15 protein-coding genes are annotated in these 16114 nt (G+C 52.8%); 5 read left to right on the top strand and 10 right to left on the bottom strand.

The genetic code is table 11. The features are described from left to right. Positions 1–10: 10 nt before the first annotated feature. Both NST96_RS05555 and NST96_RS05550 read right to left on the bottom strand, forming a co-directional pair. A complete protein-coding gene (locus tag NST96_RS05555; RefSeq protein WP_003391004.1) occupies positions 11–241 on the bottom strand; it encodes a hypothetical protein in 231 nt (76 codons plus the stop codon). Positions 242–245: 4 nt separating this feature from the next. Beyond that, entirely contained in the window at positions 246–1289 is a 1044-nt protein-coding gene (locus NST96_RS05550; protein ID WP_003391003.1) for a nucleotide-binding protein, read from the bottom strand. A gap of 497 nt (positions 1290–1786) precedes the next feature. Between NST96_RS05550 and NST96_RS05545 the strand changes: the two genes are divergently transcribed. Beyond that, entirely contained in the window at positions 1787–3265 is a 1479-nt protein-coding gene (locus NST96_RS05545; RefSeq protein ID WP_003391000.1) for an Lsa family ABC-F type ribosomal protection protein, read from the top strand. A gap of 94 nt (positions 3266–3359) precedes the next feature. Here NST96_RS05545 and NST96_RS05540 read toward each other — a convergent pair whose 3' ends face one another. From NST96_RS05540 to atoS, 3 genes are all read right to left on the bottom strand, one after another. Continuing rightward, complete coding sequence (locus NST96_RS05540; RefSeq protein ID WP_003390998.1) at positions 3360–4688, bottom strand: short-chain fatty acid transporter; 1329 nt, start codon at positions 4686–4688, stop codon at positions 3360–3362. A 130-nt stretch (positions 4689–4818) separates the two neighbouring features. Continuing rightward, positions 4819–6246 carry a sigma-54 dependent transcriptional regulator gene (locus NST96_RS05535; RefSeq protein ID WP_039069997.1) on the bottom strand — a complete coding sequence of 476 codons (1428 nt, stop codon included), beginning with the start codon at positions 6244–6246 and terminating at the stop codon, positions 4819–4821. Then, positions 6243–8069: a two-component system sensor histidine kinase AtoS gene (gene atoS, locus NST96_RS05530; RefSeq protein ID WP_031932119.1), complete on the bottom strand. Its 1827-nt coding sequence runs from the start codon at positions 8067–8069 to the stop codon at positions 6243–6245. Before atoS ends, NST96_RS05535 begins: the two co-directional genes overlap by 4 nt. A gap of 94 nt (positions 8070–8163) precedes the next feature. Here atoS and NST96_RS05525 point away from each other — a divergent pair, with 94 nt between their 5' ends. From NST96_RS05525 to NST96_RS05510, 4 genes are all read left to right on the top strand, one after another. Further along, positions 8164–8634, top strand: coding sequence for a low molecular weight protein-tyrosine-phosphatase (locus NST96_RS05525; protein WP_039069999.1), 471 nt, complete (start codon positions 8164–8166; stop codon positions 8632–8634). Positions 8635–8728: 94 nt separating this feature from the next. Then, positions 8729–9064, top strand: coding sequence for a VC0807 family protein (locus tag NST96_RS05520; protein WP_122958445.1), 336 nt, complete (start codon positions 8729–8731; stop codon positions 9062–9064). A gap of 76 nt (positions 9065–9140) precedes the next feature. Further along, positions 9141–9368 carry a hypothetical protein gene (locus NST96_RS05515; RefSeq protein WP_141334231.1) on the top strand — a complete coding sequence of 76 codons (228 nt, stop codon included), beginning with the start codon at positions 9141–9143 and terminating at the stop codon, positions 9366–9368. Positions 9369–10333: 965 nt separating this feature from the next. After that, the gene (locus NST96_RS05510) at positions 10334–11272 is read left to right on the top strand and encodes a macrolide 2'-phosphotransferase (RefSeq protein ID WP_279041784.1); all 939 of its coding nucleotides are present in this window, start codon (positions 10334–10336) and stop codon (positions 11270–11272) included. A 178-nt stretch (positions 11273–11450) separates the two neighbouring features. Here NST96_RS05510 and NST96_RS05505 read toward each other — a convergent pair whose 3' ends face one another. The 5 genes from NST96_RS05505 to NST96_RS05485 form a co-directional block, all read right to left on the bottom strand. After that, complete coding sequence (locus tag NST96_RS05505) at positions 11451–12272, bottom strand: alpha/beta fold hydrolase (RefSeq protein WP_051925403.1); 822 nt, start codon at positions 12270–12272, stop codon at positions 11451–11453. Positions 12273–12449: 177 nt separating this feature from the next. Further along, the gene (motB, locus tag NST96_RS05500) at positions 12450–13268 is read right to left on the bottom strand and encodes a flagellar motor protein MotB (RefSeq protein ID WP_122958446.1); all 819 of its coding nucleotides are present in this window, start codon (positions 13266–13268) and stop codon (positions 12450–12452) included. After that, positions 13261–14064: a flagellar motor stator protein MotA gene (gene motA, locus NST96_RS05495; protein WP_003390981.1), complete on the bottom strand. Its 804-nt coding sequence runs from the start codon at positions 14062–14064 to the stop codon at positions 13261–13263. Before motA ends, motB begins: the two co-directional genes overlap by 8 nt. A 114-nt stretch (positions 14065–14178) precedes the next feature. Further along, positions 14179–14910, bottom strand: coding sequence for a ZIP family metal transporter (locus NST96_RS05490; RefSeq protein WP_003390979.1), 732 nt, complete (start codon positions 14908–14910; stop codon positions 14179–14181). 216 nt (positions 14911–15126) lie between these two features. Then, on the bottom strand, positions 15127–15909 hold the full coding sequence (locus NST96_RS05485; protein WP_003390977.1) for an IucA/IucC family C-terminal-domain containing protein: 783 nt from the start codon (positions 15907–15909) through the stop codon (positions 15127–15129). Positions 15910–16114: the final 205 nt, after the last annotated feature.

Genomic DNA, 16114 nt, shown 5'->3' with positions numbered 1-16114 from the left:
TCCCTCGTCCTCAGCCGAAAGTCGGTTCGTCAAAGTTGATTCTCCGCGTCGCTACAATCCGTACGCCTTCCGCTGATTTCAAGACGCTCGGTCCCTCCGGAAACACTTCGTCCAGCAGGGTCTCCGCCTCCTGGGCGTACTGCTCGCGAGCGACTTCGGCGATCTCTACTGTTTTCTTGCGCTTCCATGTCACATCCGTCTCGTCTGGACCAAACGGGTGTCCTGTCAATGTCAATCGCATGGTTTTACCTCTTTTGCGTGGATGGTTGTTGGCTAGCATACAATTCCACCCCCCTCTCCAGAAATACATTGAATGTATCAAGAAGTGGCTTATTCACTGTCGTAAACTGTTCGAGAAAGTGATCGTACTCGGACTCGGCTATCTGCGTGTGTGTTACGAGATGGAACGTGATCACGTATGTTTTCGCAATGGGGATGGAGATGATGTACTCGTATTCGCCAAGCAGACCAAACTGTCCCTTGCAGCCCATCACTGACTCATTGGACAAAAATGCGGCTACCATCCAGTTCTGGTTCTGCGGGAAGAGTTCATTGTGATCCAGGCGAAAGCGGTGGTCTTCATCGACGTCCCGGGCATGACCGATCTGAACAAGCTCACGGTCGACCAGAGAAAACAGCGTGGCTGCCGAAGGACTGAACGTCTCCGGGATGTGACAGGAGCCGAGCATTTTATCCAGAATCCGGTTGACATGATTTCTCGTCTCCACGGTATGCTTGCTGTACTTAATCAGTGAATACAAAAAGTGCAATTGTGCCTCTAGTCTCTCTTTTCTTTCAATAATATCACGAATCTCTTGCCTGCGTCCCCATTTTTTGATAATCCGGGCCAGCTCGCCCGTGAAAACGCCCAGCGCGGCAGAAAGATTCCCGTCATCCCGGTCGGCCTCGTAGTCTCCTGCCTGGATGCCGAACAGATCGGTGGGAATGCGGAACATCGTCATCCCGCGAGGCTTTACAAAAAAGGCCCGGTTCGGTCCCAGCTTGCCCATGGACAGCCCGAGCTCAAACAATACATTATCGCGAGCCGTTGTCCACTCCTCTCCGCGCAGACGAACCTGATCGTCGGGGGAAAAGACAAACACGGCAAAATCGGTTGATTCCAAATGTTCCAGCAGACTGGCAAGCGCCGTTTGATTCAGGGCAAATACGCCCTGTGACCAGAGTGTAACCTGTGCAACGTATGAGAGATTGGCCTGGATCGCTTGCGCCAGAGGTAACCCCTCGACCGAGGAGCCGACAAATACCCGCGGTTTTGCACTAGGGCTCATGGTTTTGTACCCCCATCATTTGATTCCATGTCCGTACGCCTATGTTTGCCGTCTCTCTATGTATATTAGCAGACCATCCAGATTCATCCAACAAATTTTCCGGTCCGAGCATATTTTGTTGGCGGAGACAAAACAGACGTTTCAACTTGCTGATTTGGAGGATAACTCCTGTTGGGAGCTGTGCGTGCCGGACGGCGGCCTCGATCACCCCTTTCGTTTTTGTTGAAATGAAAAGAAACGCATGATATGATACATGTAATTTACTGATATGGAGTTGAAAAGAATGTAATTTTTCTTGCTTATGAAATGAAAACAATAAAGCGAATCATGTTTCGCATGTTTTATTTCGTATGTGCAAGAAAGTTACGATATCTTTTCACTCAAATCATATATCCTCATCCGACTCCGAAGCGGGTTGGATTTGCTGTATGTTTTTTGAGCTGCAAGAAGGTAACTTTCTTGCGGCTTTTCTATTTTCCATACAGGGGGATATGTTCATGTCATTGATCAAAGTGGCAAACCTGACGTTTGCCCATGACGGCAGCTTCGATCACATATTTGAAAACGTAAGCTTCCAAATCGATACCGATTGGAAATTGGGATTTACGGGAAGAAACGGCAGAGGCAAGACGACCTTTCTCAACTTGCTGCTCGGAAAATATGAATACAGCGGAACCATTTCCGCCGCTGTCAGCTTTGAATACTTTCCTTTCCACGTCGACAACAAGGAACATCATACGCTCGATGTCATCAACGAGATGATTCCCGACTATCAGAACTGGCAGCTCATGCGCGAGCTTTCACTTTTGCAGGTTTCAGAGGATGTATTGTACCGGCCCTTTGCCACATTGTCCAACGGGGAACAGACGAAGGTGCTATTGGCTGCTCTGTTTCTCAAGGAAAACAGCTTTTTGCTGATTGATGAACCAACCAACCATCTGGACATGGCTGCAAGAAAACTGGTCAGCGACTATTTGGGTACAAAGAGCGGTTTTATTCTGGTGTCCCACGACCGGGCATTTCTCGATAACTGCGTGGATCACATCCTTTCCATCAACAAGACTAACATCGATATTCAAAAAGGCAACTTCTCCGATTGGTGGGAAAATAAAAAGAGACAGGATCACTTTGAGCTTGCAGAAAACGAAAAGCTGAAAAAAGACATCAAGCGCTTGTCCGACGCCGCCAGACGAACGAGCATCTGGTCCCATGAAGTGGAAAAGACGAAAAACGGCACTAGGAATTCCGGTTCAAAGGTGGATAAAGGGTATATCGGCCACAAGGCAGCCAAAATGATGAAACGCTCAAAAGCAATTGAGCAGAGGCAGCAAGCTGCGATCGAGGAAAGGAGCAGGCTCCTGAAAAATATCGAGACCGCAGACAGCTTGAAAATAACGCAGCTGCCCTATCATAAAAACCAGCTTGCCGAGCTCAAAGACGTTTCGATATACTATGGCAAAAAGCTGGTGTGCAGCGATGTCAGCTTTACGATTGAGCAAGGGGAGCGAATTGCCCTGTCAGGCAAGAACGGCTCCGGCAAAACAAGCATTCTCAAACTGCTTTGCGGCGAGAACATCGACTATACGGGGACGTTCAACAAGGGAAGCCAGTTGAAAATCTCCTATGTTTCCCAGGATACCTCGCATTTGCAGGGCAATTTAAAGGACTATGCCCGAATGAACGGGATAGACGAAAGCTTGTTTAAATCCCTGCTGCGAAAGCTTGATTTTTCCCGGGATCAATTTGAAAAGGATATGGCAGCCTTCAGCGGCGGCCAAAAGAAGAAAGTGCTGATCGCCAAAAGCCTTTCCGAGAACGTCCATTTGCACATTTGGGATGAGCCGCTTAATTTTATCGACGTCATCTCCCGCATGCAAATCGAGGAGCTGCTGCTTGAATACGCGCCTACCATTCTGTTTGTGGAGCACGACAGTGAATTTTGCAAAACAATAGCGACGAAGACGATTGAACTTTGACCAAATAGACGGCTTGTCTTCAAAAAACAGGCGGCGGAAACGAGCATCGCTCAGCTTCCAGCCGCCTGCGGCATTTTTCTTTCAAACGTTGATACTAGAATAGCAAAAATCCGAGGCTGATGATGGCTCCTGTGACGAAGAGCATCATCAGACAATAACCCATAATATCCCTTGCCCCGAGTCCTGCCAGAGCGAGGACGGGCAGCGCCCAGAACGGCTGGATCAGGTTGGTCCATGCATCGCCCCAGGCGATGGCCATGGCTACCTTGGCATGCGATACGCCCAGCTCCGTCGCTACGGGCATCATGATCGGCCCTTGTACAGCCCACTGGCCGCCGCCCGAAGGAATAAACACGTTCAGTAGACCGGCGCTCCAGAAGGTAAAGAGCGGGAACGTGGTCGGAGTCGAAATGCTGATGAACCATTGGGAAATGCTTGCAGCCAGTCCCGAAGCGGTCATCATCCCGATAATGCCGGCGTAAAACGGAAACTGCACGACAATCCCGGTCGTGGTCTTGATCGCCTCTCCCATCGCATCGAGGAATTTGCGCGGCGTCCCGTGCAGGAAAATTCCCAGGAACAAAAAGGCGAGGCTGACGATGTCGAGATTGAGCTTGAAGCCCTTTTCCACAAAATAAGAGATCAGATACACAAAGCCGATGGCCGAAATCAGATAGGAAATGATGCGGCTGTTCTCCATCTTTACTGCCGGGCTGTTTTCATCCGCTGCCGGAGCGGCAGTGGCAGCCGTTTCCTCACGCCCCAGGTCTGCGCCCTTGAAGACGATTCTGTCCTTCTCGGCTGGCAGCATCAGTCGGTTGACCAGCGGCAAAATCACCATGATCGCGATTACAATGGTCAGGTTCATCGCGGAAAACATCGTTTCGGACGTAGGAATGACGCCGATCACATCCTGAAGGCTGTGCTTTTCCGTCGCTACCGTGAGCGGAACCGAGCCGGCAAGGCCGCCATGCCAGACGACAAATCCGCCGTATGCGCTGGCTACCAGCAGGCGGTAGTCGACTTTCTCCACACGCTTGGCGATCTCGCGGGCCAACAGAGCGCTGACGACAAGTCCGAAGCCCCAGTTGATCCAGTTGGCGATACAGGAAACCAGCGTGACGAGAACAATCGCCCGTCCCGGAGTCTGGGCCATGGAAGCGACTGCCCGCAGGCCCTTTTTGCAAATGTCTGTCTCGGCCAGTGTATGTCCGGTGACCAGAATCAGCACCATCTGCATGGTGAAGCTGAGCAGTCCCCAGAAGCCGTCTCCCCAGAAGCTGACCATTTCCAGAGGCGATTTCCCGTTGACGACAATACCTGCCACAAAAACGAGAAAAGTAAGAATGACCGCGAATAAAAAGGCGTCAGGCAAATAACGCTGCACCATCCGGACGGAGGCGTTGGTCAACGCTTGAAACACAAGGCATTCTCCTCTCCAAAAAAGATTGATGACTTCTTTGTCAGGAGAATGCAACTGGCGTGCCAGTCTTTTCAGAGAGCCAACCCCACGCCATGTATGCGCTTTCATAAAGCATCTGACAACGAACTGGCTACTTTTTGCGCACTTCGCCTCCATTTTGCACACCGTCTGTCCCGTTCAATCCGTACATCTCCAGCTTGTACAACAGCGCCCGTCTGGAAATCCCCAGCCGTTTCGCCGTTTGCAGCTTGTTTCCCCCCTCCTTTTGCAGCGCTCTGACAATCGCCTCCCGCTCTACCTCCTGGATAATTTCCCGCATCGTCCGATCCTCCCAACGGAGCATGCTCCCCATCCTGCCCGTCTCTGCCGTTTCTGTTTCCTGCAAAGGACCCTCGACGTGCTCAGGCAAAATAGCGGAGCCGCCCGCGATGACCAATGCCCGCTCAATCGTATTCTCCAATTGGCGGACATTGCCCGGCCAATGATAGGACAGCAGCGACTCCATCGCAGCCTTTGACAGATAGCACGGCCCCTTGCCCATCTCCCGCCCGTATTTGGCTAAAAAGTGCTCAGCAAGCAGCGGTATATCTTCTTTTCGCTCCCGCAGCGGAGGCATGTGGATCGGAACGACATTCAGCCGGTAGTACAAATCCTCACGAAACAGCCCCTGGCGGATACGCTCCTGCAAATCGCGATTGGTCGCAGCAATAATTCTCACATCTACGGATACCGGCTCTATGCCGCCCAGCCTGACGAAGGTGCGCTCCTGGAGCACTCTGAGCAGTTTTACCTGCAGGCTTGGACTGAGCTCGCCGACCTCATCCAAAAACAGCGTCCCGCCATCCGCCAGCTCGACCATGCCCGGCTTCTGCCCCGTCGCTCCTGTAAAAGCGCCGCGCTCGTACCCAAACAGCTCGCTCTCCAGCAAATTTTCCGGAATCGCGCCGCAATTGACGGCGATCAGCGGCTTTCCTGCCCGCGGACTGTTGCTGTGAATCGCTCGGGCAATCAGCTCTTTTCCTGTGCCGCTCTCGCCCTGGATCAGGACCGTCGACTTTGTCATACTCACCCGTCCGACCAGTTTGTATACCTCTTGCATGGCCGGGCTGAGACCGACCAGACCGGGGCCCTCCCACGGCTCGTCGAGAGATGCCTCGCTCAGCCGGTTGGCCTGGTCGCTTTCCCGCTGGCGGAGCGCCTGTGCCACTACTTGTTTGACCCGTCCAAGATCGAACGGCTTTTGCACGTAGTCGAATGCGCCCAGCTTGATCGCTTCCATCACGTCCTTGGCCGTGCCGTAGGCCGTCATCATCACTACGCTGGGACAAGCGTCTTCCATCTGCTGCATGTCTCTGAGCCGCCGTAATGTCTCCATTCCGTCCTGCTCCGGCATGCGCAAATCGAGCAGCATGACTTCAGGGCGGAAGTCTTTCAAAAGCTCCAGCGCTTCTCTTCCGCTGGATGCTTCTTTCGTCTCATATCCCACCTTCCGAAGCGCCGTGGTCAGCGCTTTTCGGACATTGATTTCGTCATCGACCAGCAGCACTCGTTTTTTCATCGCAATGCCTCCTCCTTATTGGCGGGCAGCACCACAGTGAACTGCACGCCCATGTCCACATTGCGGGCGAAAATTTGCCCGCCGTACGCCTGCACGATCCGTTGCGATATGGCAAGGCCGAGCCCGGTTCCCGACTTTTTGGTCGTAAAAAACGGCTCAAACACGGTCAACAGATGCTCTTCCGCGATAGGCGGTCCTTCGTTGGTGATCTGAATGCAAACATGTCCATCCACTGCCTCTGTCTCCACCAGCAGCAGTCCCCCGTCCCTCAATGCTTGCAGGGCATTGATCAAAATATTGAGAAATACCTGCTTGAGCAGCTCGGGTGAAGCCAGAACAGTTGCAGGCGCATCCCGATACACCTTTTGCAAGAAGACTCCTTGGCTGACGGCGCGGCGCTCGATGAGCAGCAGCGTCTGATCGAGCACCTCTCCGACACGCGAGGGCACATGATGCTCTTCATTGGGCCGGGAAAAGAGCAGCAGCTCATCGGCAAACCGATTCAGCCGTTCCACCTCGTCGACGATGATCCCCGTGTATTCCCGACTGTCATGCCCAGCAGGCAGCTCCTCCTCGATGATTTGCGCAAAAGCCTTGATCGAGGTGAGCGGGTTGCGGACTTCATGAGCAATGCTGGCCGCCAGCTCCCCGATCACCGCCAGCCTTTTGGCCTGAGCCAGACTCGACTCCATCCGTTTCCATTCGGTTCGGTCATCCATCACAATGATCGCGCCAAGCACCTGCTCCATCGGACTCTTCCAGATAAACGTGCCGATTTTTACGAACAGTCTGGCTCTGCCCGCGCCCCGAGGGCTCCATTCCGCATCCCGTGTCGTTTTTCCCTCGCCAAGCGCATCGGACAGCGCTTTCAAAATCTCCTCTTCTCCGCGAAACACATCCTCGTAGTCCCGGCCCATCGCCTGTTCCAGACTGACCCCTGTAATGCGGGTCGCCGCTTCATTCCATGCCGTGACGCGGCCGCGGTGGTCCAGTGCGATGACACCGCTCTCCATGCTGTGAATGATCGTTTCCGTATGGCTGCGGCTCGCCTGCAGGTCGCCTGCCATTTTGTTGATCGCCTCGAATATCTCGCCCGGTTCGCCCTTCGCCGGTTTCATCCGAAAGGAAAGGTCGAGACTGAGCCGCCGCAAGCCTTCTTTGATTTCCTGCAAAATAATCTCGCCTCTGTGTATCATCAGTCCGCTGGCTACGGCTGCAATCACACAGCCAATCCCTACGATGGAGTAGATGCCTTGGCGCATTCCGGCGAGCTGTATATCAATGCTTTGCATCAGTTCATTTGCCCATGCGTAGCCGATCACCTCTCCGTTCCGTTCGATCGGATACATCGCATTCATAATTTCGCCGCGCACCTGCGGACCGACGACAACATCGGCTGACCGCCGGCTCATCACCTGTCTTCCCGGATGATCCGGCGCGATGGGCATGCCCACATGCTGGCCCATTTCCCGGCTGGGGCCGTATGTAATGATCGCGTCCAGCCGCCTCGCATAATAGCCGACACCGATGCCCGGATGAGCGGTTGCGATCTGATCGGTTAGCTGCTCAAGCTTCCGGTTCAGCGCTGCGATCTGCTGCTCGCGCGAGGCGTTCTGCAGCCCCTCTTCACGCAATACGTTTTCAAAATCTTGCGACAGGGCAAAATCAAGCTGCTCTGTGATCGCCAGCAGCTTTTTCTCCTTCTCCTGCAAGAGCGCCTGCTCCGCCGCTTTCAACAGCACAACTCCTGTCACGATGATGGGCAGAACGGTAACGGCGATGACGGACACGATAAAGCGGATGCGGTACACATATGACTTCACAATAACCTTCCCGTCCCTCTCTTTTTGTCCCTCTCTATGGTATTCTATCATACAGAAGTTTCGAGAACGTTTTGCAAGGAAAGGAGCAACAGCCATGACACATGTCCTATTTGTTTGCCTGGGCAACATCTGCCGCTCTCCGATGGCCGAAGCCGTTTTTCGCCATATGGTCGCGTCGGAAGGGATGAGCGGCCAGATCTCCATCGACTCGGCGGGTATCGGGGGCTGGCACGCCGGTGAGCCACCCCACAGCGGTACGCGCAAGGTTCTGTCCGGGAAAGGAATCGCCCACGAAAGCCTGAAAGCTCGTCAGATCACCCAAGACGACTTTTCCACCTTTGACTACATCGTCTGCATGGATGAAGAAAATCTGGCCGCTCTAAAGCGGATGGCCCCTCCAGGAGTGCATGTCCACCGCTTGATGGACTTTGCCGCACATTTGCCGGAGAGAGACGTCGAGGACCCGTATTATACCGGACGGTTTGAGTATGTATATCAGCTAGTGGAAGCTGGATGCCGGGGGTTATTGGAGGAAATCAAAAAGAGCGAAACCCCGGCTAAGTGAGAGATTTCACTTGGCATAGGTATCGCTTCTTGTCTATAATCATGTGGTAAATCCTGTAGCTTCAAGGCTGTTTTTCGGGAGTGGAGTGTTACAGATGAAAAGAGTCTTTTTGGAAGCTGCTTTTTTTCTGGCGCTGCCTCTCCTCGTGTGGTCTTACGGCAGGCCTGTCCTCGGGGACTACAGCGCGATTCTCTTGTCAGGGCTGCCAGGCTTTTGCTATGGCCTTTACGTGCTGTTCAAAGACCGGCGCTTCACGTTTACGGGTGTCTTTTTGCTCGCGACACTGCTTATCCCCCGTTTCCTCGACCTACTTTCCGATTCCCCTGAATGGCTGCTGCGGAACAATATATACACCGATGCAGCACTCGGCCTGTTCTTTTTTCTGTCGATTGCAGTAAAAAGAACCCGCCGCTATGCTCTTTTCTGTTGATGTCGCTGCTTCCATAGGCTATCCCGTTCAGAGCAGCCTGCGGTTATTTCGACACCCGGAGGCATATCGCTGGTTTTTGTTGCTTACCTTCCTTATGGGACTACCGGTCTTTGTCAAAGCCGGGATCCGGGCGCTGCTCATCAGCCGGTTCGGCATCGAGGGCTACGGCGTGTACCTATCGGCGCTATCCCTCGGAAGCTGGCTGACCTACGGCATCATCTTGGCCGCTTACGGATACATTTTCCGCAAGCATATCTATCCATTGGCTGAACGGCTGGAGAAGGAAGGCTACTTCAGCGGCTAACCCCGTCATTTCTTCCTCTGAAACACCATCTAAAACAACGTCCAGGTCTTGAGCTCCAGACATCACATTTACGAGCGGCTTCAGATTGCGAAATGCCTCCATGTAACGGATTAAATCTGTACCCTGTGTCAGTAAAAGGAATGCGTACTGCTTCTTTCTCCCGATCATATCAGGACCGGCAGTGCATATATTGATCCAATACGGGCTCCTGGCCTTTTTTGATCTTTTCCATCTCTTCCATCGAGGAGATCAAGCTGTCAGCCTGTCATACATGACCTCACCGCCTTCCTCAATGCACAAGTAAAATTGTATGATATTTTCCCTATGCACGAACATAATGGACGTCATTTTCCAAGTATTGCAACTGGAACGAAAATCTGTTAGAATTAAACAATCTTACAGGAACGGAGGGTTACGTGTGTTAGACCATTTTTCCCGCTTGCGAACTTTGCGCCACTAAAAAATCATAGTGCTCAAAGGCTCTGCCTGTGTGCAGGGTAATCGGGATTGGTCTGCCTATTTTTCGTAACCTAATCTAACTAAGTTGCAAAATGAGATGGCCTTGCAGCCTCCTCTTTGTACTCATTGTTTCTACACGCATGATCGAATAATTGAACAATTCCAGGTTTTGGTCTTGAAGGCCGCTTTGTGTCCTCATCGCTTTTTTGCACCTCGCATCGCAGTAGGGATGGTGTGGACGTCAGAGGAATCGTGCCTGTCAACATACCGCACTTGTCGGTGGTTACTGTTCATTTCATTTGATCTCGGCCAATCAGTCAGCCGTCAGGAGTGTTTTTCGCTTTCCGTAAACAAGCGACTCCTCCTGTAGCTGTCCCATCCCTTCCGATTATCCCAAACACAGGCAGCAGCAGCCTGTGTTTTTTCGTTTTGGCGCAGTTCTCGGGCAGCCAAGAGAGCAAGTTTTACTGCCAGACAAGAGCAAAATAAAAGGAGGACTCGCCCTTATGAACCCCATTCAACCAACAAATCATGAAACAGTTGTCGCTGATATGCTGCGTATCGCCAAAAACAACGGTCTTCGGATTGATCCGAGTCGCGTAGAGATCAATGAGTCCGGCATGGACTTTCAAGTCGCATTCGTAACCGATGAAGACGGCAAGCCTTGGGTTTTACGCAAGCCAAGACGGCCCGACGTAATGGACAGAGCGGATAATGAATACAAGGTTCTGCAGCTACTCCAACGTCATCTGGCTGTTGCCGTTCCGAACTGGCGTGTATACACGTCTGAGCTGATCGCCTATCCGTTGCTGGAGGGAACTCCCGCTGCAACGGTAGATCCGGTGTCCAATGGATACGCTTGGAAAATGGAGCACGACCCGCTGCCCGCCGCTTTTGTCAGCTCTCTGGCCCAGGCACTCGCCACCCTGCATGGGGTTGACCATGATCTGGCGGCTTCTGCCGGTATCCGCGTGAAGAGTCCAGCCGAAGCACGAGAGACCTTCGCTAAAAATATGGATGACATCAAGCGCAAGATCGGAGTGTCTGATACGCTGTGGGACAGGTGGCAAAGATGGATAGCTGACGATAGCTACTGGCCTCAGCATTCCGTGCTGGTTCATGGCGACCTGCACCCGCCGCACATTCTGATAAACGAGGGTAATCAGGTGACGGGACTTCTGGATTGGACAGAAGCAGAAGTAACGAACCCCGGAACGGATTTCACCATTTATTACGCGCTGTTTGGAGAAAGCGGACTTGATGTCTTGTTGAACCAGTACCAGGCTTTTGGCGGCCGAGTGTGGCCCCGCATGCGCGAGCATATCGCCGAGCAATGGGCCGCCTATCCGGTGCTGATCGGCATGTTCGCCTTGCACACGGGCAAAGAAGAACACATGGAGATGGCTCAGAGAGCGCTTGGTCTGCTCGAACAAAAACAAGAGTAACCTCACTCGAGAGAGAAGCTCTTTCCAGATTGGTACTGAAGACAAAGAGGATTATAAACAAAGAGACAAAGACCGTTCCCTGCGATCTTTGTCTCTTTCTCTTTTGTGTCAACCTCTTTTGTACCAAAATCTTTTGTGCCAAGGCAGAATCTCTTCAGCCAAACCCCTGGCCCTTTGCTTATATCGCCACGGTTTCGCTTCCGGCAAATACGCTCAGCCAGCTGCTCGTTCTCCCGACCAGCCGCTGGTAGGCGTCTTGCGCCGAAAAAGTATGATCCCCCCGTACGATAATCTCCGTCTCGCAGTGTCCGCTCTTGCGGAGACGAAATTCGCGTTCATAGTGAAAGAGAGAGTCCAGCGGGATGACTTCGTCCCTGTTTCCGTGAAGCAGCAGGACATCACCGTCAAATTGACCCGCTTGCTGCAACGGGTCGTAGGCATGGAGCGACTGGAAGAATGTCTCCTGCAAGGAGTACCCCCGGTGATCGGTCCGGCCGTATTGCACAGCCTCCTCGTACCCTTGCTCGCCCACAATCCGCACAATATCCTCAAACGGACGCGGGACAGGGGCCCAGAGGATCAAGCCGTCGATGTTCTGCTCCAATGAAGCCGTAATGACAGAAACGGCTCCGCCCAAACTGTGTCCCAGCAGAATAACTCTGCGGGCAGCACGGCCCTGCTCACGGCAGCGTACATAAGCAAGCACCTCACGAGTCTGTCTGACCAAAAGCTCCAGTCCTCCGGCACCGTAATCTCCTTCGCTTTCCCCGCATCCGCCGTAGTCAAATCGGACCACTGTCAGACCAGACACTGCCAGATCGCGGGCCGCTTTGACGAAGAGCCGGTCCACCCCAATCCGGTTGCCCACAAATCCGTGACATATCAACAATGTTGTATCAGCAAGGCTGTCGTCTTTCCGTACCAGCTCAGGCTCATGAATAGTGGCAGCCAGCTCATATTGGTCAAAAGGAATCCGAACCGACCGTTCTACATATCTCACCTGAACTCCCCCTCTTTATTAAAAGTATTCCGATTAATTTACTTTGTTATACATCTGTATTATTCCTTTTTCCTCTTTGATTGTCAAGGCTTCCTGCCTGGTCAGCCAAGCCCTTCAAGAAAAAAGAACAGCGGCGAAAAACCGCTGTCCTTTAGCCAGTTGGTCTTTTGTTTTCATCTACTCGGTCGCCGGCGGAGGGCTGCTCTTTGGCGGCGATGCCAGATCACGCAGGATCGCCACCTCTACGCGCCTGTTTTTCGCTCTTCCCTCCGGTGTCGCATTGGATGCCACCGGATGGTACTCGCCCATTCCCGTCGCGCTGAACTTGGACGGGTCCAAATTGCTGTTTTCGAGCAGGACCTTCAAAAAGTTGACGGAGCGCTTCACGCTGAGATCCCAGTTGGACGGAAATTCGGCACGATGGATCGGAACGTTGTCCGTATGGCCGGTAACCGTCACCTTTTTCGGATGCGGCACCAGCATGGAAGCCATCTCTGCGGCCAATTTGCGGGCCTCCGGCTTGAGGTCTGCTTTTCCGGAATCGAACAGGGCATTGTCCAAAATCGTAATCAGCAGGCCTTCGTCCGTCAGCTGAGTCTGCAGCTTGTCTCCCAGATTGTTTGCCTTGATGTAGTCTTCCATGCGCTGCTGAAGCTTCTTCAGATCCTCCGTCTCTTTGCGGATGGCCTCTTCCATCTTCTTTTCTTCCTCGGTCTTTTCCTTGTCGTCCGTCTCCTTGCCCATATGCAAGGTCTGCTGGGGCAGCGACGGGTCGAGCGGCACGGGGCTCGGCTGGTTAAACACGCCGATCCCGCCATTCAGCGCCACATCAAAGGAACGAACCATTTGGTCGAATTTTTTCGCGTCCATCTTGCTGGAGGCAAACAATACGATAAACAGGGCCAGCAGCAAGGTCAGCAGGTCCGCGTAAGGAATCAGCCAGGATTCATCCGTGTGCTCTTCATGATTGCCGTGACGTTTGGAATGCTTAGCCATTTACTGCGGCCTCCTCCTCCTTCTTCTCCTCCTTCACTGCTGCACGTTCCTGCAAAGGAATGTAGACAAGGAGCTTCTGCTCGATAGCCGCAGGGGAAACACCCGCTTGAATGGAAAGGAGTCCTTCCACCATAATTTTTTTGATCTCGATCTCGCGCTTGGATTTGCGCTTCAGCTTGGTCGCGAACGGGTGCCACAAAACGTACCCGGTGAAAATCCCCAGCAGCGTCGCCACGAATGCCGCCGCAATCGACACGCCGAGAGCATCGATATCGCTCAGGTTCCCCAGGGCGGCGATCAAGCCGACTACCGCACCCAATACCCCGAGCGTCGGCGCGTAGCTTCCCGCCTGGCTGAAGATCAGTGCGCCGGACTGGTGCCGCTCTTCGATGGCGTAAATCTCTTCATTCAAGACGTCCCGGACAAACTCCGGCTCTCCGCCGTCGATGATCATTTTCATGCCGTTTTTCAGAAACGGGTCCTCGATCTCGTCCGAGGTGTTTTCCAGCGCCAGCAGGCCTTCGCGGCGAGCGATGGAAGCCCAGTTCATAAACTGGTCGATCAGCTCCCGCTTGGACGGCAGCTTCTGTTCGGTGAACAAAATTTTGAAGAGTGCAGGAATCCGTTTGATTTCCGAAAGGGGAAACGCGTTCATCAGAGCCGCAACCGTACCGACGATAATAATCATGAAGGCTGCCGGATTCAGCAAGGCACTCGGACTCGCGTGTTTCAAGATCATCCCGACGACAACTGCAATAATCCCTAATACAATACCGAGCAAGGTCGATTTTTCCATTGTGACACTCCCTAACTACCGTGTTCGAAAAATATCTCTATATATGGTTTCGGTAATTCTGCCGTCGGTTGTGAGAGAAAGTTGCGGAAAATCGGGACAGTTTTGTGAAAAACCTCATCCAAACCATCTGATCAGGCAAATCATCACGAGCAGTCCGACGATAAAGGAAAAGGTAGCGGAGCGCTCATGGCCGTCTCCGTGGCTTTCGGGAATCAGTTCCTTGTACACGATAAACAGCATCGCTCCGGCCGCAAACGCCAGTCCGTAAGACACCAATCCCTCTACGAAGGACGTCAGGTAATACCCGGCAAACGAAGACACAATCTCGACTGATCCCGTCAGAGTCGCGAGCAAAAAGGCTTTAAAGCGGCTGACCCGCTGATTGATCAAAAACAAGGCTACGAGGAAGCCCTCCGGCGCATTCTGGACGCCGATGGCAAAGGCGATCAGGCCGCCCAGGCCGCTCTGTTCGGATGAATAACTGACGCCGACGGAGAGTCCCTCCGGAATGTTATGCAGCGTAATGGCCGACAAAATGAGCAATGACTGCGAGTCCATCGAGATATTCGCCCGCGTGTGTTCGAGATCGATGTGCGGAATGACGCTCTCAAGCAGCGTCAAGAGGATGGTTCCCGTCAACACCCCGAGACAGACGACGATCAAGCGTTCATTTGCCAATGCCTGCGGGATCAGGCTGAACGTAGAAGCAGCCATCATGATTCCGGCTGTAAACGCCAATAAAATATCCCGCCAGCGATGGGTAACCTGTTTAAAGAAAAGAATGGGAAGAGCGCCTGCTCCCGTTGCCAATGCAGATAATAAACTGCCCACTACCAGTTGTTCCATGAATATACCCCCAGGGCCGAGTACGATGATTCCAACATCATATCACGGATGCACAAGTCCGTGGAAAAACTTGCGAATATGCCAAGGTCCTGCACTGCCATCCCTGTACTTATACGACGAAATCGCGATTTTATACATGTCGGGGACCTATCAGTGAACAAAACTAAAAACAGTGCCGTCATCAGACAGCACTGTTTATGATCGTAGTGGCAATGCTTAGTGGCCGAGCGCGAGAATCTGCTCGACGCGCTGGGTTTCATTGAGGTGCGGACATGTATAGCAGCATCGCCCGCCCTCCAGCCGGTATTGGAAGCAGCATTGGTGCCGGATCTGGATCGGCTCTCCCTTGCCCGACGGATGGGGAATCATCGTATAGGAAGTGTCGAGGGGCTGGCCTTTTTTCAGGCCAAACACGGACGGATCGGCTGCTTTGGTCAGGTAGTGATAGTCGTCGGCAATCTGCCTCTTGAGCTCTGCAGACTCCGCCGCATCCTGCCAGCGCTTGTAGTAAAAATGCACAAGGTACGAAGCGTGGGCCCACAGAACATGGGCTTTAACAGAAGTAGCTGCACAAAGCGCGGCAATCAATGGCTGGATCGTACCCGCAAACAGTTCGCGGACGACCTGCTCCCGCCACTGTGCGCGGCTTCCGTCTTCCGGTCTGCTGACGGATTGATCAAGCAGGACAAATCGCGGAATGCTCCAGCTTTTTTCTCCTGTTAACACAACATTGGCAAGAGAAAGCTGCAAGCCCACCGAATCATGGGACATGGCATGCAGAGCGCCGGTCATCAGAGCGAGGAACCGTTTAAAGAAGAGGGATGCCGTCACAACGCTGCCGGGAGATCCGATCTGTTCTCCTACCTGCCGCAGAAACATCATGCTTGTCTCTTTTCGAAGCAGACCTTCGGCTGAAAAGACAAGCGGAGCATTGATCTCATCGGCAAACGAGATGCGGTATTTCTGCTCAAGTACGGCTGTATTCCAATCGGTTCCCATCGGTTCCATCCTTCCACTGTGTTGATTCATGCCGTTATCAATGATTTTCATTATCAGTTACAACTTATTATATGCCTCCGTCTTCTCGGTTACAAGTGTTTGCGAAAAAAACTTGAAGATCTTGCCGATTGTACCTGTCTGCAAGAGCTCCGCCTTCTGTTGTTTTTTGAAACAAGCTGTTATCATCCGGATTTACATGAAAAAG

Origin of the sequence: Brevibacillus sp. FSL K6-2834 (assembly GCF_038592925.1) — a bacterium.
In the GTDB taxonomy this organism is placed as follows: Bacteria; Bacillota; Bacilli; order Brevibacillales; family Brevibacillaceae; genus Brevibacillus; species Brevibacillus borstelensis.
This window is presented reverse-complemented; position numbering and strand designations above follow the sequence as displayed.

Coding starts and splice junctions, on each gene's coding strand:
- NST96_RS05535 (WP_039069997.1), bottom strand. CDS start 6,246: ATGAAAAAACGAGTGCTGCTGGTCGATGACGAAATCAATGTCCGAAAA.
- NST96_RS05550 (WP_003391003.1), bottom strand. CDS start 1,289: ATGAGCCCTAGTGCAAAACCGCGGGTATTTGTCGGCTCCTCGGTCGAG.
- NST96_RS05485 (WP_003390977.1), bottom strand. CDS start 15,909: ATGGGAACCGATTGGAATACAGCCGTACTTGAGCAGAAATACCGCATC.
- NST96_RS05555 (WP_003391004.1), bottom strand. CDS start 241: ATGCGATTGACATTGACAGGACACCCGTTTGGTCCAGACGAGACGGAT.
- NST96_RS05490 (WP_003390979.1), bottom strand. CDS start 14,910: ATGGAACAACTGGTAGTGGGCAGTTTATTATCTGCATTGGCAACGGGA.
- motB (WP_122958446.1), bottom strand. CDS start 13,268: ATGGCTAAGCATTCCAAACGTCACGGCAATCATGAAGAGCACACGGAT.
- NST96_RS05510 (WP_279041784.1), top strand. CDS start 10,334: ATGAACCCCATTCAACCAACAAATCATGAAACAGTTGTCGCTGATATG.
- NST96_RS05520 (WP_122958445.1), top strand. CDS start 8,729: ATGAAAAGAGTCTTTTTGGAAGCTGCTTTTTTTCTGGCGCTGCCTCTC.
- NST96_RS05525 (WP_039069999.1), top strand. CDS start 8,164: ATGACACATGTCCTATTTGTTTGCCTGGGCAACATCTGCCGCTCTCCG.
- NST96_RS05545 (WP_003391000.1), top strand. CDS start 1,787: ATGTCATTGATCAAAGTGGCAAACCTGACGTTTGCCCATGACGGCAGC.
- motA (WP_003390981.1), bottom strand. CDS start 14,064: ATGGAAAAATCGACCTTGCTCGGTATTGTATTAGGGATTATTGCAGTT.